This window comes from Paenibacillus sp. B46(2026) (genome assembly GCF_056786355.1).
On sequence record NZ_CM165907.1, the window covers coordinates 4,631,116 to 4,656,532 of the forward strand.

Annotated in this window: 25 protein-coding genes; 5 read left to right on the forward strand and 20 right to left on the reverse strand. The window is 45.0% G+C overall.

Translation table 11 applies throughout. The annotated features are described in order from the left end of the window. Positions 1-107 precede the first annotated feature (107 nt). The 4 genes from AC1S8V_RS20780 to AC1S8V_RS20795 all read right to left on the reverse strand — a co-directional run bounded on the left by AC1S8V_RS20780 (position 108) and on the right by AC1S8V_RS20795 (position 4,090). Positions 108-1,805, reverse strand: coding sequence for a peptide ABC transporter substrate-binding protein (locus tag AC1S8V_RS20780; protein WP_482070562.1), 1,698 nt, complete (start codon positions 1,803-1,805; stop codon positions 108-110). A gap of 159 nt (positions 1,806-1,964) precedes the next feature. Continuing rightward, positions 1,965-2,333 (reverse strand): DUF3397 domain-containing protein, encoded by a 369-nt coding sequence (locus AC1S8V_RS20785; protein WP_482070563.1) that lies wholly within the window; start codon positions 2,331-2,333, stop codon positions 1,965-1,967. 17 nt (positions 2,334-2,350) lie between these two features. Next, a complete protein-coding gene (locus tag AC1S8V_RS20790) occupies positions 2,351-3,292 on the reverse strand; it encodes a ketopantoate reductase family protein (protein ID WP_482070564.1) in 942 nt (313 codons plus the stop codon). 147 nt (positions 3,293-3,439) lie between these two features. Beyond that, positions 3,440-4,090, reverse strand: a complete 651-nt coding sequence (locus tag AC1S8V_RS20795) for an RsfA family transcriptional regulator (RefSeq protein ID WP_482070565.1) — start codon at positions 4,088-4,090, stop codon at positions 3,440-3,442. Positions 4,091-4,404: 314 nt separating this feature from the next. Here AC1S8V_RS20795 and AC1S8V_RS20800 point away from each other — a divergent pair, with 314 nt between their 5' ends. Both AC1S8V_RS20800 and AC1S8V_RS20805 read left to right on the forward strand, forming a co-directional pair. After that, a complete protein-coding gene (locus AC1S8V_RS20800) occupies positions 4,405-4,641 on the forward strand; it encodes a DUF2626 domain-containing protein (RefSeq protein ID WP_053781237.1) in 237 nt (78 codons plus the stop codon). 183 nt (positions 4,642-4,824) lie between these two features. Continuing rightward, positions 4,825-5,904, forward strand: coding sequence for a hypothetical protein (locus AC1S8V_RS20805; protein ID WP_482070566.1), 1,080 nt, complete (start codon positions 4,825-4,827; stop codon positions 5,902-5,904). Positions 5,905-5,962: 58 nt separating this feature from the next. Here the strand turns inward: AC1S8V_RS20805 and AC1S8V_RS20810 are convergent, their stop codons facing one another. Next, positions 5,963-7,234, reverse strand: a complete 1,272-nt coding sequence (locus AC1S8V_RS20810; protein ID WP_482070567.1) for an extracellular solute-binding protein — start codon at positions 7,232-7,234, stop codon at positions 5,963-5,965. A 221-nt stretch (positions 7,235-7,455) separates the two neighbouring features. Beyond that, entirely contained in the window at positions 7,456-8,790 is a 1,335-nt protein-coding gene (locus AC1S8V_RS20815; RefSeq protein WP_215077530.1) for a PhoH family protein, read from the reverse strand. A 152-nt stretch (positions 8,791-8,942) separates the two neighbouring features. Between AC1S8V_RS20815 and AC1S8V_RS20820 the strand changes: the two genes are divergently transcribed. Next, positions 8,943-9,638 (forward strand): YhcN/YlaJ family sporulation lipoprotein, encoded by a 696-nt coding sequence (locus tag AC1S8V_RS20820; RefSeq protein ID WP_482070568.1) that lies wholly within the window; start codon positions 8,943-8,945, stop codon positions 9,636-9,638. Positions 9,639-9,645: 7 nt separating this feature from the next. On the opposite strand, the gene AC1S8V_RS20825 is transcribed toward AC1S8V_RS20820, so the two are convergent. The 6 genes from AC1S8V_RS20825 to AC1S8V_RS20850 all read right to left on the reverse strand — a co-directional run bounded on the left by AC1S8V_RS20825 (position 9,646) and on the right by AC1S8V_RS20850 (position 15,425). Further along, on the reverse strand, positions 9,646-10,098 hold the full coding sequence (locus AC1S8V_RS20825) for a pyridoxamine 5'-phosphate oxidase family protein (RefSeq protein WP_482070569.1): 453 nt from the start codon (positions 10,096-10,098) through the stop codon (positions 9,646-9,648). Positions 10,099-10,196: 98 nt separating this feature from the next. Continuing rightward, positions 10,197-11,258: an LCP family protein gene (locus AC1S8V_RS20830; RefSeq protein ID WP_482070570.1), complete on the reverse strand. Its 1,062-nt coding sequence runs from the start codon at positions 11,256-11,258 to the stop codon at positions 10,197-10,199. A gap of 91 nt (positions 11,259-11,349) precedes the next feature. After that, on the reverse strand, positions 11,350-11,646 hold the full coding sequence (locus tag AC1S8V_RS20835) for a YlaH-like family protein (RefSeq protein ID WP_036614990.1): 297 nt from the start codon (positions 11,644-11,646) through the stop codon (positions 11,350-11,352). A 305-nt stretch (positions 11,647-11,951) separates the two neighbouring features. Then, on the reverse strand, positions 11,952-13,796 hold the full coding sequence (typA, locus tag AC1S8V_RS20840; protein WP_482070571.1) for a translational GTPase TypA: 1,845 nt from the start codon (positions 13,794-13,796) through the stop codon (positions 11,952-11,954). A 177-nt stretch (positions 13,797-13,973) separates the two neighbouring features. After that, entirely contained in the window at positions 13,974-14,468 is a 495-nt protein-coding gene (locus AC1S8V_RS20845; protein WP_482070572.1) for a hypothetical protein, read from the reverse strand. Between the two features lie 297 nt (positions 14,469-14,765). After that, positions 14,766-15,425 carry a TerC family protein gene (locus tag AC1S8V_RS20850; RefSeq protein ID WP_482070573.1) on the reverse strand — a complete coding sequence of 220 codons (660 nt, stop codon included), beginning with the start codon at positions 15,423-15,425 and terminating at the stop codon, positions 14,766-14,768. 87 nt (positions 15,426-15,512) lie between these two features. On the opposite strand from AC1S8V_RS20850, the gene AC1S8V_RS20855 reads away from it, so the two are divergent. Beyond that, positions 15,513-16,223, forward strand: a complete 711-nt coding sequence (locus AC1S8V_RS20855) for a TerC family protein (protein ID WP_211080796.1) — start codon at positions 15,513-15,515, stop codon at positions 16,221-16,223. A 122-nt stretch (positions 16,224-16,345) separates the two neighbouring features. Here AC1S8V_RS20855 and thiI read toward each other — a convergent pair whose 3' ends face one another. The 6 genes from thiI to AC1S8V_RS20885 all read right to left on the reverse strand — a co-directional run bounded on the left by thiI (position 16,346) and on the right by AC1S8V_RS20885 (position 21,198). Beyond that, entirely contained in the window at positions 16,346-17,587 is a 1,242-nt protein-coding gene (thiI, locus tag AC1S8V_RS20860) for a tRNA uracil 4-sulfurtransferase ThiI (RefSeq protein WP_482074538.1), read from the reverse strand. A 6-nt stretch (positions 17,588-17,593) separates the two neighbouring features. Beyond that, on the reverse strand, positions 17,594-18,742 hold the full coding sequence (locus tag AC1S8V_RS20865) for a cysteine desulfurase family protein (protein ID WP_482070574.1): 1,149 nt from the start codon (positions 18,740-18,742) through the stop codon (positions 17,594-17,596). Positions 18,743-18,914: 172 nt separating this feature from the next. After that, entirely contained in the window at positions 18,915-19,667 is a 753-nt protein-coding gene (locus AC1S8V_RS20870) for a lytic transglycosylase domain-containing protein (RefSeq protein ID WP_482070575.1), read from the reverse strand. A gap of 189 nt (positions 19,668-19,856) precedes the next feature. After that, on the reverse strand, positions 19,857-20,270 hold the full coding sequence (locus tag AC1S8V_RS20875) for a hypothetical protein (RefSeq protein WP_482070576.1): 414 nt from the start codon (positions 20,268-20,270) through the stop codon (positions 19,857-19,859). 35 nt (positions 20,271-20,305) lie between these two features. Further along, positions 20,306-20,524 carry a DUF1540 domain-containing protein gene (locus AC1S8V_RS20880; protein ID WP_482070577.1) on the reverse strand — a complete coding sequence of 73 codons (219 nt, stop codon included), beginning with the start codon at positions 20,522-20,524 and terminating at the stop codon, positions 20,306-20,308. Positions 20,525-20,691: 167 nt separating this feature from the next. Continuing rightward, positions 20,692-21,198, reverse strand: coding sequence for a YpuI family protein (locus AC1S8V_RS20885; RefSeq protein WP_482070578.1), 507 nt, complete (start codon positions 21,196-21,198; stop codon positions 20,692-20,694). 282 nt (positions 21,199-21,480) lie between these two features. Here AC1S8V_RS20885 and AC1S8V_RS20890 point away from each other — a divergent pair, with 282 nt between their 5' ends. Further along, positions 21,481-23,355, forward strand: a complete 1,875-nt coding sequence (locus AC1S8V_RS20890; protein WP_482070579.1) for a S8 family peptidase — start codon at positions 21,481-21,483, stop codon at positions 23,353-23,355. A gap of 100 nt (positions 23,356-23,455) precedes the next feature. Here the strand turns inward: AC1S8V_RS20890 and AC1S8V_RS20895 are convergent, their stop codons facing one another. Together AC1S8V_RS20895 and pdxR are read right to left on the reverse strand one after the other, a co-directional pair. After that, positions 23,456-23,713: a hypothetical protein gene (locus AC1S8V_RS20895; protein WP_482070580.1), complete on the reverse strand. Its 258-nt coding sequence runs from the start codon at positions 23,711-23,713 to the stop codon at positions 23,456-23,458. A gap of 86 nt (positions 23,714-23,799) precedes the next feature. Then, on the reverse strand, positions 23,800-25,320 hold the full coding sequence (pdxR, locus tag AC1S8V_RS20900) for a MocR-like pyridoxine biosynthesis transcription factor PdxR (protein ID WP_482070581.1): 1,521 nt from the start codon (positions 25,318-25,320) through the stop codon (positions 23,800-23,802). Positions 25,321-25,417: the final 97 nt, after the last annotated feature.

Consider the following 25,417-nt stretch of genomic DNA (forward strand, 5'->3'; position numbering starts at 1 on the left):
GAATTTCAAGAATTATAAGGAAATTCGGTGCACATACAAAAAAATCGGGATATATATGGAATTCCACATATATATCCCGAAGTATTCATATTAGACTTCAGAACAACTTACTTCTCTTCCAGATATGCACGAGTGAAGTCAATAGCTCCACTGAAATCAAGTTGTACGCCTTTCAGATAAGGCTTAGTCAAAGATACGTTAGTGTAGTAATAGATTGGCATTACACCCATCTCATCTTGAATCAGGATTTTCTCAGCGTCAGCAAATGCAGCCATACGTGCAGCTGGATCAGCAGATTTTACAGTGTCTTTAACATCTTTGTCATACTGTTCATTGCTGAATTTAGAATCATTGTTTGTGTTTCCAGTAGTCCACATTTCCAAGAAGTTGTATGGATCGTTGTAGTCAGCAGACCAGCCTGCACGAGCTACTTGGAAGTTTTGGTTTTGACGATTCTCAAGGAATACGCCCCACTCTTGGTTTTCCGTTTTCACGTCAACACCAAGGTTTTTCTTCCACATATCAGCAACAGCCAAGGCAATTTTCGCATGATTATCACTTGTGTTGTAGATCAACGTAACAGCTGGCAACGTTGTGTAACCTTCTTCTTTCATACCTTCAGCAAGCAACGCTTTTGCTTCGTCCACATTTTCTGTGAAATAATCGTCTTTGTGCTCATCACGGAATTCGCCGTTTTCACCACGGATACCTGGAGGTACAAAACCGAATGCTGGAATTTGTCCACCTTGTGTTACTTTATCAACAATAAGTTGACGTTCAATGGACATCGCAAATGCTTTACGAATTTTAGCGTTGTTAAATGGAGCTTCATTTACATTGAACTGGTAGTAGTACGTACTTGCAATACCAGTAGCTTTGAATTCGTCTGGCAATTCTGCTTTCACAGAAGGAATTTGATCTGTTGGAATCTCACCGTTAGGTGCGCCAGTGTAGTCCAATTGTCCTGATTTGTAAGCTTGCAGTTCGGAAGCACTGCTGCTTGTTAGAGACATGTTAATTTCAGACAATTTAATATCAGAAGCCGCATGGTAAGCATCATTTTTCTTGACGACGATTTTTTGACCTTTAGCGAACTGATCCATAGTGAATGGTCCGTTAACAATCATGTTTTTGTAGTCTGTGAAGAATTTGTCATTCGTGTCAGCAGACGGATGTACCGGATAATACGTGTAGAATGCTGTCAGACCCAAGAAGTAAGGTGTTGGGTTCTCCAACGTCACTTCAAGTGTGTGCTCGTCCGTAGCTTTAACGCCTACTTGAGAGAAGTCTGTGATTTTAGTACCAGTGAATGCTTCGTCTTTGCTGAGGTTGTAACCTTCAGCGCCTTTAATGTAGTACAATTGATAAGCATATGGAGAAGCTGTTTCCGGTTTCAAAGCACGTTCCCAAGAACGAACAAAGTCTTCAGCAGTGATTGCATCACCGTTGCTCCATTTCGCTTCCGGGTTCAGGTTGAAAACATATTTCAAACCATCTTCGGAGATTGTCCAGTCTTTAGCTACACCTGCTTGTTCTTTACCATCAGCATCGATGCGTACAAGACCTTCATACAAGAATTTCAGAACTGTGTTGGTTTGGCTGTCTTTTGCTTGAGCCGGGTCCAACGTAGGAGGTTCAGCAGTCAGGTTGATTTTCAGGATTTGATCTTTAGCAAGACCATTTCCTTCGTTTGCAGAACCAGTATCGGTGTTACCTGTGCCTTCGTTTTTCGATCCGCACGCTGCAAGTACGGTACCGAACGCCAAAATCAGCGTCAAAAGGACTAATAGACTTTTCCTTTTCATCTAACACGTTCCCCCTAAATTGATATGGTTTATATGTTTATAGATTATACAACCACCGGTCAAAAAAATCTACATTACTTTTTCAGAAAGTAATGTTTTTTTCAGTTTTCGACAAAATCGACACATTTTTCAGCCCTTTTGCGTTATGTATCCTCACATCTATTGCATAAAGTATCTAATTAATCCAAATAAAGTAAACAAAACATACCCAAAACTCATGATGATGAAGGCCATGCGCCATACAGCCCGGAACATTCTACCCCCATCTACCTTCCCCTTTAGTCGATTTTGCGCACTCCCGATGAATCCAAGTGCTAGTAGTATGAGTAATAGTGTCAGATAAAAACCAAAATTCGAGTCAAATGTTAAGTTGAATAACGCCGAAACTGAAAATACAAGAAAAAAAGTGGTTACATCCATTGCCGTCCGCAGTGCTGTGCGTTTGTCTTTTTTCCATGCGTACATGCCCCAATATACAAGAAAGAACGGAAAAAAGGGTAGTATGCTTAGTACAATAAAAAGTCCCATTAACTCACTCCTTCCGGTTACATTCCTTCAATCAGATGAAGCAGTATTTCATGTGTAGGTGCAGCAAGGCCCGACTTATGCGCCATCCTTACGATATGCCCGTTGATTGATGCGATTTCTGTACAACGTCCTTGGAGAACATCTGCAAGCATAGAGGAAGTATTCAAAGCTGTGGAATGACAGACCCCTATCAGCTGCTCCCACATATCCTGATCTAGCTGTATTCCATTGGCTGAGTAGATTACCAAGGTTTCATCGTATAACTGACGCATAAACTGCTTGCGTTCTTCTTTGATGATTAATTCACCGTTGGGAATTCGCCATAATGCCGTCAGCGGATTAATGACTGCGTTGATCAACAGTTTCCTGTATATCAGCTTATCGATTTCATTCGACACTGTACAGTCAAATCCTGCCTGCTGCAGAAGTCTCGATAGAGTAAATGTTCTCTCCTCCTCTATGGAGATAGAACCTTCTATATGTATATTACGCCCTCCCAGTCTGGTTTCACCTGCACCCGCACGAGTGACCTGATGCTGGGCACGCTTCGCTCCCTCTGTTGTAATCGCACTACATATAAGTGAGTGCGGCAAAGCAGCTTGTAGTTTCTCCAGATGGCCCATCCCATTTTGAAAACACGCGATGTTCAGCACATGATCCTTCAATAGACTAACTTCATGAATGAAATCGTCAATGCTTGTCTGCTTAACCATGAGCAGTAACCATTCTCCAGGGTTGTGCTCCCATGTTTCAGACAGCTCGCCAATCGGTTTTGCCTGTATCTGATCCGGTAGAATATGTATCTTCCCATCTCGCTCCACAATAGTTACTCCATCACGGCTTAGTTGGTCTGCCTGAGGGGTTGTTTTGGTCCAAAATCGAACCTGATTACCTGCGGCGAGCAGTTTCCCACCATATAAAAGACCCAGTGAACCTGCTCCTACGATGTCAATGATCATATGATTCACCCCTCTCCGCTTCAGTCGTTACGCTCATTCTCTATAATAGAACAAAAACACCAAACTAAAAACCCGTCATACCTGCCGTATTTAACGGAGGTGTGGCGGGTTCATACCTGACTTTCACAAATCAAACGTCTGAACTTGTTATTCAATTCGTTCCAGGTTCCCGTTGGCATCCATCTTGAAACGTGTTTTGAGTTCCTCTTCTTCTTCGGACAAAAATGCGAGTCTGCGGGCCCGATCCATAATCTGAATCAAAGCTTTGTAGTCGTCATTCACCACACGGTAATCCGTCTGTACTTCATTCACTTCCTTGGAGAGACGGTCATTCTCGCAGCGCAGTTCATGCAACTCATCTTCTTTCTCCCGAAGCTCCTTCTCCAGCATCTTGAGCTGACGACTGCTCTCCTGCACTGTTCCTTTCCATTGTCGCAGGAAGCGAATTACTGCATCCATAGATAATGAATCGTCCGAGATCCCATCTGATTTGTACAAATGTTCTTCGATGTCCAGTGTGGACAATGCTGCAACCTGTGGCCCAAGCATAGCTGGCTGCTTTCTGAGATAGCTTCGTTTTTGCCGTTGTGCCTTGGCGTTGCTGATGGCAGACTCATACTTTTTACGCACACAACTGTTCCAGCGAAATCCGCATGCGGCAGAAGTTCTGCCTATTTTTTCGCCTACCTCTTCAAAAGCAGCCAGTTGAGTGCTTCCTTCCCGAATATGACGCAAAGTAACCTCCGCCAAAATCAAATCATCCTCTGTGCTCCAAGCATCCTGTCTCACTGCAGTCATGCTATAATACCCTCCTAACAACATCCTGAAATAACCGTCCGCATTACCGGAAACCCGGTATGTGAATTAGGTATAAAAGCTGCTTCATTCATTCTTATGCCTCTCATAGAGTTCATAGAATTGTTTTCATACTAAAATGTATTTCCACATTTAGGCTTGCTCATACGTGACACAAGCAACTACTTCCGTTTCACTTGCTGTAAGCCAAAAAAAAGAATTCGCTTTCATATCCAAATTTGTTTACACGTTTTTCCTTTCCCGGTATAATGTTGTGTAGACAATCTATGATCGTACATAGGAGAGGAGGACTTACCGTGGCACGCATGTTTCGGGTACTCGGGTTCTTCACGCTTGCGATTGGCCTGATGGCTTTTGCGGGAGATCTGGTCGAAATGGCTTTGCTTTTTTTCCTGCAGACTGCGTTTTTTGTCATTTTGGGATACTTGAAATTCACCGAACGAACGTACATATTGCTCTTCTGGGGTTATATGATCGTTACATTCACGGGGTTCAGCTACTGGACCGTATTCCAAATGGACTTGCCGCTTTAATCCACCTGCAGCATCAAAGTGATCCGGCATTCGTCGGATTGCTTTTTTGTTGTTTTCAGATTAGATGATTGTTTGTGGTGTTATGTAACCACTAAGGATATTTCACGTATTTGTTTCATATATTGTCTGGAAGACAACAAGCCTGTACTATAGTCATTTAGGAAGTAGAAAGGAGAATGATCGGTGAAACGTCAATATGGCATTGCCGCCTTGTTATTATGCATACTTATATTCCTCCAGCTACCTTCAGCATATGCCTATGGAGAGTCTACACCTGAGGATACACGTGACATATTGCAAAAAAGTCTCTCCATCGTCGAAATCGATCATGAAATCGAACGCATTGCGGAAAGGCAGAAACAACTGGCTCAACAACACGAGACATTATCCGTCCAGCTTCAGGAACAGGAAAAGCAAATACATATTCAGCAAGATCGGGCCGGGGCTGTGGTGAGGTCCTACTACACGGGAGAACGTGACAGTCTTCTCATGACGGTCCTGGGAGCCAGGTCATTCAAAGACCTGTTTGTACTGTATGATTATTACCAGATTATTATTGGGCGGGATCAGGCTGTGCTGGACAAGTATCAGGACCGTTACCGCAACCTGCAACAGACTTCCACTCAGATTCGTCAGACTACATCAGAATTATCTGAAATGAAGACTAATCTTCAAAACCAGCGGGAACGTGTAGTCGCCTTGCAAAAAGAAGTGGACGCCCAAATAGCCACCAGCGGAGATGCAGCGGCGATTCAAAAACTGATGGATGAGCTGACCCTATATTGGGAGAACATCGGCATCTATGAGGTGAAACGATATTTCAAAGCTTTGGCATCTGCCATGCAGAACCTGCCCGACTTTATTCAAGAACAAAACGGAGGCATATCCACGACTGGCACAACGTATACGATTCGAATTGGGCAGGATGAGCTTAATGCATTTCTACGTTCTCAAAATTCCATTTTTGAAGACTTTGCCTTTCAGTTCAATCAGGATAAGATTACTGCCTCCGGTCAGCGGGATCAGTTGCAATTAAGCATTGAAGGACATTATACGGTAGAAAATGAACCTCAAAACTCCATTCGTTTTCATGTGGACAAACTTGTATTCAACCAGCTTGAATTACCAGACACCACTCGCCGAATGCTGGAAAGAGAATTTGACCTTGGGTTCTATCCACAGAAAATCCTGTCGTTTGTGAAAGCAACCGATGTTTCAACAAGTGAAGGCATACTGGAAGTAAAACTAGCTATATCATTTTAAAGAGTTTCATTCCATTTCTCGGTACTGAAAACCAGACTTTTTGAACACGCACTTAAGGTTAGTTTGTCGTTCTGATACTATCTACGTATTGATTAGCAGTAATTTCTCCCTTTAAGAACTGTTGCACTTTTTTATGAAAACGGATTATCAAAGCACGAATTTCAGGCGTTACAGCTGGGACATCTTGGGTTGTTGAGAACCAGGATTGTCCCTTTTTCATATCATAACGTCCAGCGAGCTTCTCAGACTCCAAATCCAGTTCCTGTTGCTTTGCGGGCAACCGGTTAACCTGTTGGTACCATTTCAACTGTGTCGTAGCGGACGTCATTCCTTCAATCCATCTGCTGGCCTCCTCTGCCTCAACCGAACCCGCAGTAATGACAAGGCTTCTGGAGTTTACAGTTTCCAAGGTTTCGAAAGAAATCCGCTCCAAAGAATCTTTATCAACAGCACTCGCTTGATCTGCACTTAATAATTGAGATAACAATGATACAACCATCGGTGTGTCATTCTCGTTAGCAGTTGATGAAAAATTCGGATGGGTAGACTGGACCATAATATGAGGTTGGATCTGATCCATCAACTGAATCCCCTGCTGGAGATCCCTCTTTTGCGAATCTATTTGTGTTCGATTAACTTGATCTGGTGCCATCCTCGGTTCCAAATGATTCAACCACGCATTCGTCCCGTACATATCATTGATGTTCATTGTAATTAAAGGGATGCCTTCCACAATGGCTTGTTGAGTAAGTTTGACCCACTGATCTTTATTGTAAGGTAACGACTCCAGACCAGCTCTCTTCAGAAATGAAGATTGTGCAGCCAGAATGTACGGATCAAAATCAAAAGGCATTCCCCACTGATAACCATTCCACTCAGTCATTCCCCGTAACCCAACTACCGTATCTCCTAGTGACTTCGATAATGTTGTTCCGTTTAACGGATACAGGTACCCTTTTTGGGCATAGTATTGCACTTGCTCACTATCAAGCAGAACAACATCACCGTTCTCTCCTAGTGAAAATTCAAGATCCAAAACATGCTTATATGTATCCGGCTTCTCATTCCGAAGATTAATCTCTACCAGCTGGGAAGCAGCAACTTCTTTGGCTATCTTTTGAAAGGCTTGAAACTCTTCATCCGACATGGCGACTACAATCTCCAGCGGAGCTTGAGCATCTTCATTACGGGACGAAGAACCCGGGAAGGTATCCTTCTCCTGGTCGCGTTCCTGATTGAGCTGCGAACCTCTAAAGTCAAAACTCGGTGACAAGATCGTTAACGAAAGCAGCAATACCGCGAACAAAACAACCTGATGTCTACGCTTCATTAACTTCCCTCCTCATTCACCTAGTTTTTTCCTGCAGCAATTATTGTAACAAATAAGTAGTACTCTTGTCCTACCCTGCCGAAAAACACTTTTTCGGATTTTTGCATAATAAGAGCATATCGAGTTCTGTGTAATGACGCTTACTTATTTTTTCAGCAAAAAGCCGGCTCCTGGAGCCGGCTTTAATAACAACATTTTCCGGGAAATAAATCCCCTATATTTTACAATAAATCAGCTGCAAGCTGTGCCAGCTTGGACCGTTCTCCTTTTTCGAGCATGATGTGTCCGCTAATTCCCTCTTGCTTGAACCGTTCCACAATATACGTCAGGCCGTTGCTGGCCGAATCAAGATACGGATGGTCTATCTGCTCAGGATCTCCCATCAAAATAATTTTACTGCCTTCCCCAACCCTGGATACAATGGTCTTCACTTCATGGCGGGACAGATTCTGAGCTTCATCAATAATGATAAACTGTCCAGGTATCGATCTTCCACGAATATACGTTAGAGCCTCCACCTGAATGCTGCCAAGCCCCATTAGAATTTTATCGATATCTCCTGCTTTTTTGGTGTCAAACAAGAACTCCAGATTATCATAAATCGGCTGCATCCATGGACGGAGCTTCTCTTCCTTCTCACCAGGCAAGTAACCGATATCTTTCCCCATCGGAACGACAGGACGAGCAATCAACAGTTTTTTGTATTTATGATCATCCTCTACCTTAAGCAGACCTGCTGCAAGCGCCAGCAAGGTTTTCCCTGTTCCAGCTTTACCGGTAATGGTAACCAGCGGGATGTCATCATTTAAAAGCAGCTCCAGTGCCATACGTTGTTGCGCGTTACGAGCGCTAATGCCCCAGACATTATCATTACTGAGGAAAAGCGGCTCAAGCTTCGTTCCCTCTGTATTCACTTTCAGCAAAGCTGATTTATTGGTTCCCATCTCATCCTTGAGAATGACGAATTCATTCGGATAAAGCGAATACGACAACTGTAACGGTTTGATTGGTAAAAAACGATATGTGTAAAACTCATCAATCACTGACGGATGAACTTTTAGGGCCGTATAACCTGGGTATAACTCACTAAGTCCTGCCGTCCGATCTGATAAGTAATCCTGTGTGAACAGACCAAGTACATCCGCTTTGATACGCACAAGTACATCTTTACTGACAAGCACCACCTGACGCTCGACGACTTCCTTTTCATTCTCCTCGATCTGATAATTCAGCGCGACAGCCAAAATCCGATTATCATTGGACACTTCTCCAAACATTTCCTGAACTTTCACAAAACTCCGATGATTCAGCTCTACTTTCAGATTACCTCCATTAGCCAAAGGTACCCCACTGTGCAGGTGACCCATCTCACGTAATCCATCCAACAGTCTGGATACATTGCGGGCGTTACGCCCAATTTCATCGGCATTTCTTTTTTTGGAGTCGATTTCCTCCAGTACAACCGCGGGAATGATTACCTCATGTTCCTCAAAGGCAAATATGGCATTGGGGTCATGCAGAAGCACGTTGGTATCCAATACAAAAATCTTTTTCATTCAATCCCCTCCAAAGCGGCGTCGTTAAAGGCATGGATAGTGTGATCTTTCAGCAGCGGCATGGACAATCATGATCCCATACATAAATGTATTCGACTAGGGCAAAATAATTGTCAACCATTCTGAAAAACTCCAAGAAAGGATGAACATTTATGAAAAAATGGGTTGGCACGCTGCTTCTGATCTGTATACTTACAGGCTGCAACACTTCATCACGCAGTGCTTCACAGGAGCCACATACATCGCATCCAAGAAGTTACGGAGGAAATATAACAACTCAGCAAGATCAAAGGAACGGATCTGACATGCTCAATGTACAGGAGAATCGGATGAATCCTTCACGTCTGGACCGTCTCAATGAGAATACGGGTGAAGTCCATGACTTGAACATTGCTGAAGATGAAGAAACTGGCCGGATGCCGAATGAAAAACGAATTAGTCACCTTAAAGCCCTTGCCAAGCAAGTGGAAGGTGTTGAAGATGCGAACTGCGTCATCCTTGGTAATACTGCTGTAGTCGGCATTGATGTAGATGGGGAACTGGAACGTGCTCGGGTCGGTACCATTAAGTACGCTGTAGCCGAAGCGCTTCGCAAAGACCCCGAAGGTGTAGATTCCATTGTTACTGCAGATGCGGATGTCACTGAACGAATTAAAGAAATTGGTGAACATATTCGACAAGGGCATCCGATCTCAGGCTTTGCTTCAGAACTCGCAGACATGGTGGGACGAATTATTCCACAACTCCCAAAAGACGTCAAAGTCCGTCAAAATCCGGATGAACACCAGAATCAGGAGCAACAAATGCAGCAGCATTCATCGGACAAAAGACAACAAAAAGCCCAGTGATCTCTCACTAGGCTTTTTTCATGGCAGCAAAAACCTGCTCATCTAATTTCTCAGCAGCACGCTGATCATATATTTTGACATATTGAGGCACAGAAGACAGTTGAGCGCCGTAGAAAAGAGCATTCCGCACCGCTTCAATCGTAATGTCGAAACAGCACATATTAAATGGAACATCCTGCAGCGGATCTTGTCGTACCGCAGCACGTCCATTCACGGCATACACCGTCTCTTCTCCAAAGACAGTAACCGTAATGAGCGGATTAGTCATCATGTTGTTCACCAGACGGGAACGATGATCGATCGCCACACGAAAAGTAGAAGCATTCTCCGCATAAATCCAGGAGATGGCTGTTGAAGTCGGACCTCCGGATTCTACATCCACCGTGCTCAGAAGCACAAAGGTCTCATTCTTGAATTGCTGTAAAAGAGATTCAGTTAATTGTGTGACGGCTTCGGACATTCAACCAGCCCCCTAACCTTCTTTATGCAATTCTTATACTTGGTTTATGTTATTATAGCATACCGATTAACGTGCTTCCAATCCCAAAAGAATGAAGGTTATTCGCCTGAAGGTGAAGTCGTTACTTTACCTGAAAGTGTATCTTGTAATGCCTGCTTTGCATTGGCGAGTTCCGTCTCATTAATATACACATATGGACTTCTCCACTCTCCGGTAACCGGAGTATAATGCACATCCGAGGTGGAAATGTTCCAATACGTCGAGATAAAGTTTTTCATTTGTTCCGATTCCACATCTGTCGTCATGTTCTTGTCAACTGCACCAATCACTTTACTAATCTTCGTAATGCCCCCAAGAGATTTCATCTGATCCAGCATGGAGTTCAGCACTTGGTTTTGACGTTTGTTACGATCAAAATCATTGGATTCAGCAGTCTTTGGATTACAATTGGATTTGCGGTAACGAACAAAATCCAGTGCTGCTTTACCATCGAGATGTTGTGCGCCTGCGACCAGATTGATATCTGTACCATCGGCCGTATCTCGATAACACATATTTTTATCCACAGTCACATCCACGCCACCTACGGCATTGACAGCATCACGGAATGCCTGGAAATTCAGGACGGTTGTATAATTAATATCTACATCCAAATACTTGCCCATCATTTCTTTCATCTGATCCTCTGCATTTTTGCCAGTGGTTTTTTCCTGTGCTTTGAACCTCGGGTAATAGGAGTTCAGCTTGTTGGATTTGTACCCATCCAGTTGAATACGCGTGTCTCGGGGCAAAGATACAATGGTTGCCGTCTTGGTCTCCGGATTCAACGAAGCCACCATAACAACATCCGAGAGATATGTGCCAGTTTCCGGACGGTTATCTGTGCCTAATAACAGCATCGTGATCGGTTTGGTTGTGGCTGACATCCCGGGAGGTACCGGTTTATCGATGCCTGTATCCACGACTTGATTGTATACCCAGTACGCATATCCACCGCCTACCACAATGGCAATAACCAATAGACTTAAAAGGATTCTGGCAAAAGCATTCATTCTCTTTTTCTTCTTAGGTTGCTTACCCTTGCCATTCTTCGATCCAGAAGCACCGGATTGCGTCGGAGCCTGTCTCCGTGGAGGCAGTCCGTTCGAATTCGAGTTCATATCTTCAACACCTTTATCACATCTGTTTTTGTCTAAATAAAAGACAACCGCTTTCCCTAAGGAAAACGGATGGTCTGTACAAAGACAGGATTTATGAGTTTCGAGCGGCAGCTTCCGCTTTTTTCTTTTGACGACCTTCAATAAAATAACGCACTCTTACTAACAACATCAAACCAACCGCGACCAACAAACATTGAATGATGGGGAGCTTGTCGATCTGAAAAATAAGAAGCATGAACGTGCCCATCGCCATCAAGATATAGAGAACGATTTCCTTACCAAGTGGTAATTTCTGACGTACCCGAAACACCTTGTTATATACGTAAGTAATCAATACAAAGATGACGATGTAGGCTACGATCGGGTGTGATGCGAACCATGCTTGCATGCAATGGCATCTCCTTTCGTGTTCATGCTAGGATATAAGTTAACCATTGTGAAACCCTTTCGATAACTCTGAATAAAACACACATCGGAGGTGACCGTTCCGGTATCGGATCGTTCTTTTGGTCGCTGTTATCCCCAGATTTTTTTGATCCATTTTTCAATGGTAAAATCCGGGGATAAAGGCGAACGCTTCGCTCCTACAGAATCGATTCCGTATCCTCCACTACTTTAGTGGGTTGTAATCAACTCCGATGGTGAAATATGTGTTCCATCAAATGCTAACTTATATAAATTATTTTGTTGTTATTAGGCTTTAGAAGCCATTTTGCGTTGTTTTTCTGCACGCTCACGCTCGGATTTATTCAGGATCTTCTTACGAAGACGAATAGATTTCGGTGTAATCTCACAATATTCATCTTCATTCAGATATTCAAGCGCCTGTTCCAACGAGAAGATAATCGGAGTTTTAATTTTAACCGTATCATCTTTACCTGAAGAACGAACGTTAGTCAGTTGTTTTTCTTTGCAGATGTTAACAACGATATCATTGTCACGTGTATGTTCACCAACAATCATACCTTCGTAGATTTCAGTACCCGGCTCAAGGAAGAGCGTACCGCGATCCTCAACGCCCATCATTCCGTAGAACGTAGATGTACCAGTTTCAGTTGAGATCAGTACACCTTGGTGACGTCCACCCACTTGACCGGACACTACCGGAGCGTAGCTGTCAAATGCATGGTTCATAACACCGTAACCACGAGTCAAAGTCAGGAAGTTGGTGCTGTATCCGATCAAACCACGTGCTGGAATCAGGAACTCCAGACGTACTTGTCCACTACCAGTGTTGACCATGTTAACCATCTCTGCTTTACGTGCGCCCAGGCTCTCCATTACGGAACCCATGCTCTCTTCAGGGATATCAATCAACAAGCGCTCAATAGGCTCTGTTTTCTTACCGTCAATTTCTCTTACGATAACTTCTGGTTTGGATACTTGAAGCTCATATCCTTCACGACGCATATTTTCAATCAGGATACCCAAGTGAAGCTCACCACGTCCGGAAACGACAAATGCATCCGGGCTTTCCGTTTCGTCAACACGAAGAGAAACGTCAGTTTCCAATTCTTTTAACAAACGCTCACGAAGTTTACGGGAAGTTACCCATTTACCTTCACGACCTGCAAATGGACTGTTGTTCACGAGGAACGTCATTTGGAGTGTTGGCTCATCAATTTTCAGAACTGGCAAAGCTTCCGGGTTGTTAGGGTCGGCAATCGTTTCACCAATGTTGATGTCCTTGATTCCTGCAATGGCAACGATGTCGCCTGCTCCTGCTTCTTCCGTCTCAATGCGTTTGAGACCCTGGAAACCGAACAGTTTCTCGATACGTGCAGTTTTGCTCTTACCATCACGCATAATAACCGTTACCGATTGTCCTTGACGGATCACACCGCGGTTAACACGACCAATGGCAATACGGCCAAGGTATTCATTGTAGTCCATCAAAGTAACGAGGAATTGAAGCGGTTCTTCAACATTTTCGGTAGGGTGTGGGATATGACTAACGATGGTATTGTAGATCGCCATCATGTTGTCATCTTGTTTGGCAGGATCATTATCCATGCTGGATGTTCCGTTCAATGCGGAAGCATACACAACAGGGAATTCGAGTTGTTGATCATTGGCACCCAGTTCAATGAACAGGTCCAATACTTCATCAATAACCTCAGTCGGACGAGCCGCTGGACGGTCAATTTTGTTTACAACAACGATTGGTGTCAGGTTATGCTCAAGTGCTTTACGAAGTACAAACTTCGTTTGTGGCATACAGCCTTCATAAGCATCAACAACGAGCAATACACCGTCAACCATTTTCATGATACGTTCAACTTCACCACCGAAGTCGGCGTGTCCTGGTGTATCCACAATATTAATCAGGTAATCTTTATAAGTTATAGCCGTGTTTTTGGCCAAAATCGTAATACCGCGTTCACGCTCCAAATCGTTGGAGTCCATTACGCGCTCCTGTACCGTTTCGTGATCTCGGTAAGTACCGGATTGCTGGAGCAACTTGTCAACGAGTGTTGTTTTTCCGTGGTCGACGTGGGCAATAATCGCAATATTGCGAATGTGTTCTCTTGAATGCATGTTTTGTATCCATATCCTTTCCAATTTCAAATCATATCTACTTAAACTTCCCGCAATTTCGCAGGTTACTCACAAAATAAGCGTCGGTGATATCCCGACGCATGTCTATATCCCTTATATTATAGTTTATTATAGGTAAAAATCAAGATATTTCGCACGAAAAGACCACTGGGAATGTTACCAGCCTCTCCCTTGACGTCCTCGTCCAAGTAATAACCAGACTCCACCCAAGATCAAAAGGACAGCAAGTACATAGATTATTCCCGTTTGCAGCAAGGTAAATCCGAATAATATGATGGACACCGCACCAAGGATCAAAGCTGCAGGTAACACATATTCCGGTCTTCGTCGTTCAGCCATTCCATACTCGAGTAATCCTATGGCGATCCCTAGCAAGAATGCTGGCCACAGCCTGCTCATAAGTCCAGCGCCCCATGTATTCGTTATACTGAATAAAACACCATACACCGTTAGTATGCCGGCAGGAACGAGTGACCACGATGGTGAAATACGCGCATAATATAACGCATGAAGGGCGATGCCTGGCAGCAGGATCAGCAAAGGCCAGAAATTACGACCAATAAATCCAAACACGCCAAACTTGCCAAGCAGAATAATAATTCCCGCAGCTACAATAAATATTCCAATCGCTTTTTCATTTCTCATCCTCATCTGCAATCACCTCTTATACCATGACTATGTACTTTATTTCTTAATAAACGATACGCATTCCATGCTGACTGTTGATTTCCAAACCTGTAATCCTGCTTCTAGTGTATCCGATGTGTCGGCAAAAAACTATACTATATGTCGCACTTTGCGTGCGCCCTTTACCTGTATTACCCTAAAATGTGCAACTTATGTCTAGTTCAATAGGAGTTGTATTGACAAGAGGATTTCTCTCAAAACAAAACCGCCTAAACCGGACGGTTTAGACGTTCATATGTTCAAGCTTTTTCCAAAATTAAACTATGCGTTTTTCCTCACAAATTTATGTGCGCCTCCAACTACGACCACAAGACAAGCCATTGCTGCGGGTAGCAGCATGTGAGCCTCTGCTGCCATTCCTCCCAGCCATTCTCCTAACTTTGGATCTTTCATCACCATCTCACCCGCTGTGAAGGCCAGAATGCCTGAGCCGACGAATACCAGAATCGGAAATCGCTTCAACAAACCAACAATTAACCCGCTCCCCCAGACGACTATCGGGATGCTGATCGCAATCCCGATCACGATCAATGCCAGATCTCCATCTGCCAATGCTGCTATGGCCAAGACATTATCCAGGCTCATTACAAAATCGGCAATCAGAATGGTTTGAATGGCTTTCCAGGTCGTAGAAGCTTCTCGAATATGTACTTCATCATCATTCTGAAGCAGCAGCTTCACTGCAATCCAGAGTAGCAGCAGCCCACCTGCCGCCTGTATAAACGGAATCCCCAACAATAATACCGCTACGAAGGTTAATACACAGCGCAGCAGCACCGCACCAAAAGCTCCCCACCATACCGCTTTTTTACGTTGTATCGGTGGCAGATCCTTGCTGGCAAGGGCAATAACAACCGCATTATCTCCACTCAATACCAGATTGATCATTAAAATCTCAGTTAACAGCCATAGCGTATCCATGTCCTCATCCCCCCACATTAACTTGTATGTCAGAGTTGTCCATGCTATTCTTAATGATTGAACCGTATATAAGGAGTGACATATCCCATGGAGCTATTTAGTCCCACATTCTGGCTGGCTTTGTTGAACGTTGTCTTTATTGATCTCATTCTGGCTGGAGACAATGCTATCGTCATTGGCCTGGCAGCTCGAAATTTGCACCCTTCCGTGCAGAAAAAGGCGATTTTATACGGAACTGGCGGTGCACTTCTGATTCGAATTTTGGCAACGGTTGTTGTGTTATGGTTGCTTAAGGTTCCTTGGCTCTTGCTTGTAGGGGGCATACTTCTGATCTGGATTGCCTATAAATTATTGGCGGATCAGGGGGATGAACACAATGATATTCAGGCGGGAACTTCCTTGTGGACCGCTATTCGTACCATTGTGATCGCGGATGCAGCCATGGGATTAGATAACGTGATTGCAGTCGCCGGAGCTGCGCAACAGCATCTCGTGCTTGTCATTCTCGGACTCCTGATCAGCGTACCTATTATCGTGTGGGGCAGCACCCTGTTTATCAAGCTGATTAATCACTTTCCCTGGATCATCTATGTTGGAGCCATTGTTCTCGGGTATACGGCTTCCAATATGATCACTGAGGAGCAGCGACTCTTGCCTTACTTTACTGAACATCCGGCATTGCGCATTCTCTTCATCGTTGTGGTTATTGCAGGCGTAGTCTTTGCAGGTTATCGCAAACGCTCCAGCAGTTCCAGCCACAAGGGATCTGGCGGGGAACAGCAGCGCTCCTATTCGTAGGCTAATCTAATCTAAAAATTTCTTCTGAATACAGCAAAGGACTGAACGATATTACATCGGACAGTCCTTTTTTGCAGTTAACATAGCCCTTATTATGTCAGCCATGCTAATTTTTATTAAGTTTAGAACCAATCATCCTTCAACCCATTATCACCTGTCTGATTCGTTACCACATAAGTTTCACCGGCGTGCAGTGTGATCGTTTCTGTTTGTTCCACCGCTTGATCCACCCATTCTGGCAGATGGCTCATTGTCGATTCAATTTTATCCACAATTCGAAGATTTGGATTGGTTGAAGGTGACTTTGGAACAAAGAGAGTACAGCAATCCTCATATGGCAAAATAGATATGTCATATGTTCCGATCTGTTTGGACAGGGTGATGATCTCCTGTTTATCCATCATAACCAGTGGGCGCAACAACGGCAGATCCGTCGCACGTCCAATGACATTCATACTCGGAAGAGTCTGACTCGCTACCTGGCCCAGGCTATCCCCCGTAATCAATGCAAGTGCACGCTCACGCTCGGCAAGTTTGGATGCAATTCGCAGCATTGAACGTCTCATCAGCGTAATAATCAGATTATCCTGACCCAGTTGGGTAAATGCGGTCTGGATCTCTGTAAATGGTACCAGATGCAACTTGATTGTTCCCGCATGATCAGCAAGGGCACGCGCCAAATCAATCACTTTTTCTTTGGCACGCTGGCTTGTGAACGGGTAACTGTAGAAATGTACACATTCCACTTCCAGTCCACGGCGCATGGAAGACCATGCTGCAACAGGGCTGTCTATACCGCCGGACAACAGTACCATCGCTTTTCCATTGGTACCAAGAGGAAACCCACCTACTGCCGGAATGGTTTCATTGAAAATATACGTACCCTGTTCGCGGATTTCCACTCGCAGTTCAATATCAGGTTGACGAACATCAACACTCAGTTGCTGAAACTTCCGAAGGATCGGGGAACCCACCAGATGATTCATTTCATGTGAAGAGTTCGGGAACGCCTTCCATACCCGCCTTACATTCACCTTGAATGTGGTGCCTTCCTTGAATTCATCTTCTCTTTCGTCCATAAACGCAACTGCCGTTTTCACAATCTCATCAAGCTCGGATGGAGTAACTTTAACTGGACTAATCGACATCACGCCGAATACCCGCTTCAGCACCTTAATCAGTTCAGTATGTGATTCACCGCCAAGATCCACATAGACACGGCCATATTCTTTTCGAAGGCTCGCTCCAGGATAAGGTTTAAGTAAGGCTTTTACCTGTGTAATGATCGTTTTTTCAAATCGGGCACGATTCTTTCCCTTTAACATAAATTCTCCAAAACGGAGAAGCAGCATATCATATTTCATATCCATTCACATCCGCCTTTCGAGGGGGCGCAACTGCGCCACCATCTGATGTAAAGCCTGCTCAAGCACGGCTACATCTTCTTCTGTATGTTCATCTCCAAGACTAATACGCAATCCGCCAGCAGCACAAGTTGTATCTTTGCCCATCGCAAGCAGAGCCCGACTCGGTTCAGCCGAACGTGAAGAACAGGCCGATTGGGTGGATAGGGTTACGCCCAGTTGCTCCAAGGTGTGCAGCGCCACTTCTGCCTTCATCCCGGGATAGGAGAAGTGCACAATATGAGGTGCCCCCTCTTGGTGAGTGTTCAATTGAAATTCAGGAATGGCACGTATCGTTTCCATCAATCGATCACGAAGTCCCGTTGTACGCCGGGCAAAATCAACCTGATCTTCTGCTGCCATTCGCATGGCCTTTGCCATACCTACCAGTAAGGCTACATTCTCCGTGCCTGCCCGTAGGCCATGCTCCTGTGATCCTCCTGACAATAATGGCGTAAGCTCCACTCCACTTCGCACATACAGGAGGCCTGCTCCCTTCGGTCCACGGATCTTGTGAGCAGACAGGCTGTACAGATCTGCACCCCAAGCGGCAGGTGCTGCTTCCATTTTTCCAAACCCTTGCACACCATCCACATGGAAAAGCACGCGTGGTGCTTTCTTTTTGAGCTGTTTGCCGATCTCTCCAATCGGATGGATGGCCCCTGTTTCATTGTTTACATGCATCAGACTCACAAGCACCGTATCCGGTCTGATCGCGTCTACAACCTGCTGAGCGTTGACCACTCCATCGGAATTGACAGGAACTAATGTCACTTCCCATCCCCACTGCTGCAATTGCATAAAACTTTCATACACCGAGGCATGCTCGGTAGCCGTTGTGATGATGTGTCTGCCTCGTGACTGATAACGTAATGCCGCACCTTTTATCGCGAGATTATTGCTCTCGGTCGCACCGGAAGTGAATACAATCTCTTCAGGCCTAACGCCTATTGCCGCAGCACAGCCGGATCGAGCACGACGCAGCAATTGATGGGCGCGCTCTCCATACCCATGAATGGAGGACGGATTTCCGAATTGTGTCTCCATTATTTCAGCGATCGTACGAACCACATCGGGATGGGGAGGTGTGGTTGCAGCATAATCAAAATATTTCAAATGAGGTTAGACCTCCCTTATCTCTTCGTTCATGAATCTACAGTGAGCATTGTAACACGATACACATACAACACAAAAAGACCAACCGGGAACAGACGGTTTTAAGCGCCACTGTCCCCACATTTGATCTCATCCTGCCCATAATGGTTATCGCAAATGTCTATCTGTGAGTTTAGATCACATATTTCGACCGTGCATTCTCCACCTTGGAGATATAATTCTGTGTTTCTGAAGGCAAACGGTTAAGCACACTCATCAGTTCGCTATCACTCGACACACCCAGACGTGAAACACGACCCGGTCCTGCATTATATGCTGCAAGTGCCATCTTCACTTCTCCACCGAAACGCTGGAGCTGAAGGGAAAGATATTTAGTGCCCGCATCAATGTTCTGGGCAGGATCAAATGAATTACTCACACCCAGCCCTGCAGCCGTGCCATCCATTAATTGCATAAGACCCTTGGCTCCTGCGGAGGACACCACATTCGGGTTAAAATTGGATTCTGTATCAATGACGGCCTTGATCAATGATTCAGGAACACCATACTTGGCGCTTGCCTCCGCAATCAAAGCTTCATAATCCGTAGGTACAGATGCACCGGAATCCACGATTCCTGTATTAGATAAAGATAATAAAGACTCAACCATGTTATTGGAAACAGAGGACGACCCTGCCGTATTCATATCCGGATTGTACGTGCTTCCAAGTTGCAACCACAACAGACCATCACTGGATCTTTTGGAGACCGTTTCGGTTGAACCGGTCATGTTCGTCGAATTGGAACCTGTGCCTAACAGCCCGTCCATCATATTGGCAAAATCCACTGTTGAACCAGCATCTGGGGCTGATCCATTGGTTTGGTTATTCACATTGGACAATTGCAGTTCCAACAACTGCCGCGATCCGCGTGGATCAATCTGCATGCGTTATATCCACTCCCGTATAATTAAGCGTATTATGACCTTATTCTACATCGTTTTACAGCAAGGTTCCATTGTTTTCAAAAAAATAAATGAAACACGCTGCCTAACCTGCGTAAATACGAAAAAAGACCTTCTGTAAATCACCACATTGGGGTGAGAACAGAAGGCTGTTGAATGAACATTGTTACTCTAGCGAGCGAATGGAATCATGAAAAAATAACTGAGCGTGGCTACAATACCCAGTCCAATGGACCAAGCTCCCGCTGTTTTCCGACCATTCACATAGGCATAGTAACCCAGTACAGCTGCCGCCGGTCCAAGTACGATTGACCACATGAACAAAGATGCGATCCCGAAGGCAAGTCCCATGTAACCCGCGACCTTGCCTGTTGACTCCATGACACGATCTGCCTCATGCTTCTCAGGTACCTGTTCTGAGCGCTCGGTGCCTCCAGTTCTTACAACAGTGGGAGGAGCGACCTCTGCCCCATATTCTTCCCGATGTGTTTTTCTTGGATAATCGACACGCATACGCTGTTTTTCACCTTCAACATTGGTTTCAGGGCGATCTTTAAAATTAAACTTATTATCGTCATTTTTCATTTGGAAGCACCTCCGTTATGAATAGGAATGACTGCTCACTTGGGTTTGAACGTGTGACAGCATGTTGCAGAGGATGTACGTGCATGATCATGGTGGTCCGAGTCAAATGTTTCACCGGCAAATTCTTCATGCAGACGACGGGTGGCATGTTGGTCAATGTCAATCATGATGGCATCAGCTTGGCAGAAGTTGTTTTCTCCCCAATAGTTGCAGTTGGAGACGCTGCATTTGACAATAGGTTTGTCATGGCTCATTTTTTATCACCTCGAGTACTATTGTCTCCCCGCCACAAACCCGATATTCTCCGCCAAAATGCCAGATGATGACATGATCACGCCTTAGTCTGATTCTCACATGGGGACACAAAAAAACCGCCACAAGGGCGGTTTCGTCCAATTTCATATTAAGGTTTAAACTTTAATTAGGCGTGATTACGTTGATTTTGCATACGGCGCTGAGTCAGGTAGTCACTTTCATAATATGCCAGATCATCACGCAATTCTTCGTACGTTTTGGAAACCTCAAGAATGACATCCCGTACTGCACGGATTGGCTTGTCACGGAAACGAATGGCATCTTGTCCTGTGTAAGCGTATCTTCCGTCTTCGGAATAACATTCATTTTTCGGATAGAAAAAGCTGTTTACGCATTGGTGATACGTATTATAAAGAGCCTTTTCGGCAAAATCGACATCAAAGTTGGCACGACGCAGCACAACGCCAATTTTTTCGTAAGAAACTTCAGAAAAAACGAGCAAATGACGGAGATCTGAAAGAAATCCTTTGTAGAAGGCTGTTGATTCCTCCGTCTGATTCTGATCCAGTTCAGGCAAGGCATTTTCATTCAAAAATTTTTCAATCCGATCGATAGCCGGCTTTAACTTTTCCCTAGTTGACTCACATGTTTTCTGTACATTGGCTGCTGACATAAAGGTAGCTCCCCCTTAAATAAGTCCTTACATATAGGTCGGCCAACGGTGGTTTTCCCCTGACCTTTGAATTCTCAGCTATAATCCTACCATAAAAAGATGACGAGCGGTATCCCTTAATCATGCTTTCCGTTTCTACCATCAAACATGCCTATTATACGCAGTTAGACTCGAACTCGCCTGCATAAAAATATCCGCTTATCCTAACGATAGATACAACCAGTGACAATGATGAAGCACTGTTGATGATTGTCCAAAATGAACGAAGGAGGTTCCATCCCCATGTCCAGACCGAAATGGATTAACTGGGCCATAGCAGCTGGTGCGGGAGCACTCGCCCTGACGCTTCTGCTTCCAACATCCAATCGTCCCGAACCTAAGCCAAGTGCTCTTTCCGACTCTGCTCATGAAGAGCACACGAACAAACAGCGACTGAAAGTACAGGATGTCAAAGCAACAGATCTTCTGACCCGCATGGATGCCAAACAGCATCTCAGTATCATGCTGGAGAAAACCTCCACAATGAATACTGCGCAGTTTAATCAATACATGAAGGATCTCCAAAGTTCGCATAAACATATTCGATCCATTCATCTCATGGATACCAACGGATCATTCAACAAGCCATTTGATCAGGCATCCAAGCAAGGTAGCAAGCTGGAGCAACAGAAACTTGAACATGCTCTGAACCTTGCCAAAAAAGCGGTAAACAAACGTCAAAGCTTCGAATCCTCTTCTTTCCCCTTGGGAAAAGAAAAATATTTTGTGATGGGGCAACCTTCGAAAGATGGTAAAAGAGCTGTGATCGCCTTGTTCAGTCAGAACGTATTGAATGCTGTTGAACAACACCAGCGCAAAAATCTGCGTATGATCCCATATCCGCGTGAAGGCAAGTTCAAAATTGAGTCTGTTCACCCGGATACCCTTAATGAAATCACGGTAAAAACAGGGCATGATAATGCCAATGCCAGTCATTTTTACGAAAATGAAATCGTTATCCGCTTTCGGCAAGATCCTGGTGACCGGGATATGCGTATCATTAAATCTGATCTAAGAGCGCAATCTGCGCGCAAGCTGGGATACACGTATGTTTTTCGGTCAGAACACATGGATTACAAGCAATTGCATACCTATTTCGAAAGTAAATGGAATCCACTCTATCTGGAACCCCACTACATGTATTTAACCAATGAGAGCGTAACTGAACAAACCGATGTAACGATACCCAACGACATTTTGTTTTCCGATTATCAGTGGAACCTGCCTGCCATTGAGACGAACAGAGGTTGGAATATTACCAAGGGAAACAAAGATGTCATCGTTGCAGTCGTTGACACGGGTGTGGATATGAATCACCCTGACCTGAAGGGCAAGCTCCTTGAGGGCTATAATGTGGTCGAGCCAGGAAGCCAACCGATGGATGATGTGGGACATGGGACACATGTCGCAGGGATTATCGGCGCCATTGTTAACAATAATGAAGGTGTGGCAGGTATGAGCTGGTATAACAAGGTCCTTCCGGTTAAAGTACTGGACAACTCGGGTTCAGGCACCACGTATGCCGTTGCTGAAGGTATTATTTGGGCAGCTGATCATGGAGCCAAAGTCATCAATATGAGTCTCGGCAATTATGCCGATGCCCAATTTCTTCATGACGCCATTAAATACGCTTTTGACCGGGATATCGTCTTGATTGCAGCTACAGGGAACGATAATACCGAGCGTCCAGGATACCCTGCTGCCTATCCGGAGGTATTTGCCGTTTCCGCTACGGACCCGGATATGAGCAAAGCTTCCTATTCCAATTACGGGGATTATGTGGATGTGATGGCCCCAGGGTCCAGTATCGCAAGTACTTATCCGGACAATCAGTATGCAGCTTTGTCTGGTACATCCATGGCTAGCCCGCATGTAGCAGCACTTGCAGGATTGATTCGTTCATTGAATCCGGATTTAACGAATACGGAAGTGATGGATCTGATGCGCCAAAGTGTCATTGACCTCGGTGATCCGGGTCACGATAAGTATTTTGGCTATGGGCAAGTCGATGTCTATAAAGCACTGCAAGCCGCATCAGGCAACAGCGCTCCTTTGCAGTTCTGGCCCCAGCATGTCAGACAACAAATGGATAATACGATGAAAAAGTATACGCAGTAAGCGTAATAAGGATAATCTGTAAAAAATACAAAAGCAGCTGCGCCCCGGGGCGTACGCTGCTCTTTGGTTTATATCCAATTCCCCGGGGCACCCGCTGCGATTAGCGTTTGCGAGAAGTTGTGCGGGCTTTGCTTGATTTTCTCACGGATTTTTTCTTCGAATTATGGCTGGATACATAACAAGAGTCTTCTTCTTTAACAACAACAGGGTACATGTGATGGTGGATCGGAACACAGTGATGTTTTTTGATCACTTCAATCGGGTGGATTACAGGTACGATTTGCGGGATGTAGTAATCCTCAACAACCTGAATCGGGTCACATACGATCGGACAAAGCGGTGGACAGTAATGGTTCATTTCAAAACCAACTCCCTTTCTGGTGGTACTATAACCTATTGCATCAGGTCGAAAGTGGATTGGATGTATGTCCATACTCCGAAAAATTATATGAGCGGTAGCCTGTCCGCCACTGCCCCACCTTCCTGAGGTGTAACTTTGTCAATGACATCACACAGTACACGCAACCCTTCACACAAAAGCTCAGCGCTCGTCACGGTGAAGCAAATGCGCAGACTTGATGTATCCGTCTCACCCACATAACAGGCGGAACCCGGCAGGAAAGATACCCCGGCGGCAAGTGACTGACGATGAAGTTCACGCATATCCAAGTTATCCTGCAGTTGAAGCCACAGATTGAGTCCCCCATCCGGCAAATGCCAGTGCATCCCCGCAGGAGCATGCTCTTTCAGGACTTCAGCCGCTAAGCATAAGCGAGAATACAGTTCATCCCTCAAACGGGATACATACACTCCGTACTGATTCTGAATAAAGGATTGCAATGCCTTCTGTGTAAGGAGCGGGCTCCCCAAATCCGCCGTAGACTTCGCAGCCACAAGCCGGGTCAATACACTTCCGTCTGCAATAGCGCAGGCTATACGGCAACCAGGAGATAACACCTTGCTGAAGCTTTTGATGTACACAACGTGGCCTGTCCCATCCATCGATTTAATGGAAGCGGGGGGAGGGTCACGAAAATAAAGATCTGCAAACGGGTCATCCTCCAGAATGAGGCAGTGGTAGCTTTGCGCAAGATTCAGGAGCTGTGCTCGTCTTCTTGCACTCATCGTAATACCTGTTGGATTATGATAGGTCGGGATTGTATAGATCAACTTGGGAGGATATGTATCACATAACCGGGTTAACAGATCGATACGCATACCTTCGTCGTCCATCGGGACCGTAATGATCTTCGCACCTCTACTCGTAAACACATCAATAGCTCCGGTATAGCTTGGCGCCTCCATATACACTACATCTCCGGGTCCAACAAAAGTCCGTGCCACAAGATCAATTCCTTGTTGAGCACCACTTGTTATCAGCATGCGTTCGGGTGTCACCTGTAGTCCACGCTCGGCAAAATGTTCCGCAAAGGTCTGTCTGAGTTCCCGATCTCCCTGAAAAGATCCATACGCCGCCATACGCTCTGCATGATCCGAGGAAAGGCGGTAGGCACTGTCGATAATCTCGCGTGTAGGCAAGAGTTCAGGCTGAATCGCTGACATATGAAGTTCAACCCGTACTTGAGGTGATGTATCAAAATGTCTCCAGAGTTGTGCTCTTGGTAAATAATCCACCAATGCCATCTGCCAATTCCAAGGCGTACTGGATTCACTATTACCATTCATCCGCTGCGTCCGGTCCAGCTCCTCCGTCTGATCCATGTTCAGTGTACCTCTTACATAACAACCTTTACCCTGGGAGCAGGTGATCAATTGAATTGCCTCGAGTTCAGCATACGCTTTGGATACAGTGACCAGGCTGACACCCAGATCGGCGGTCATTTTTCGAACAGAAGGAAGTCGGGTTCCGGGTTCAATGAGTCCTGATCTGATGCGATCGGCAATCGTTAGCGCAATCTGCACGTACAATTTGGTACTGCTTCCTCGCTTTAATTCAATATGCATACGTGCTCCCCCTAACTGTTATGATCTTCATTTTACTGTTATAGTGCAGTCCGTCTAATATAGTTTATAATATCAGTATAACAGTGAATAACAGGAG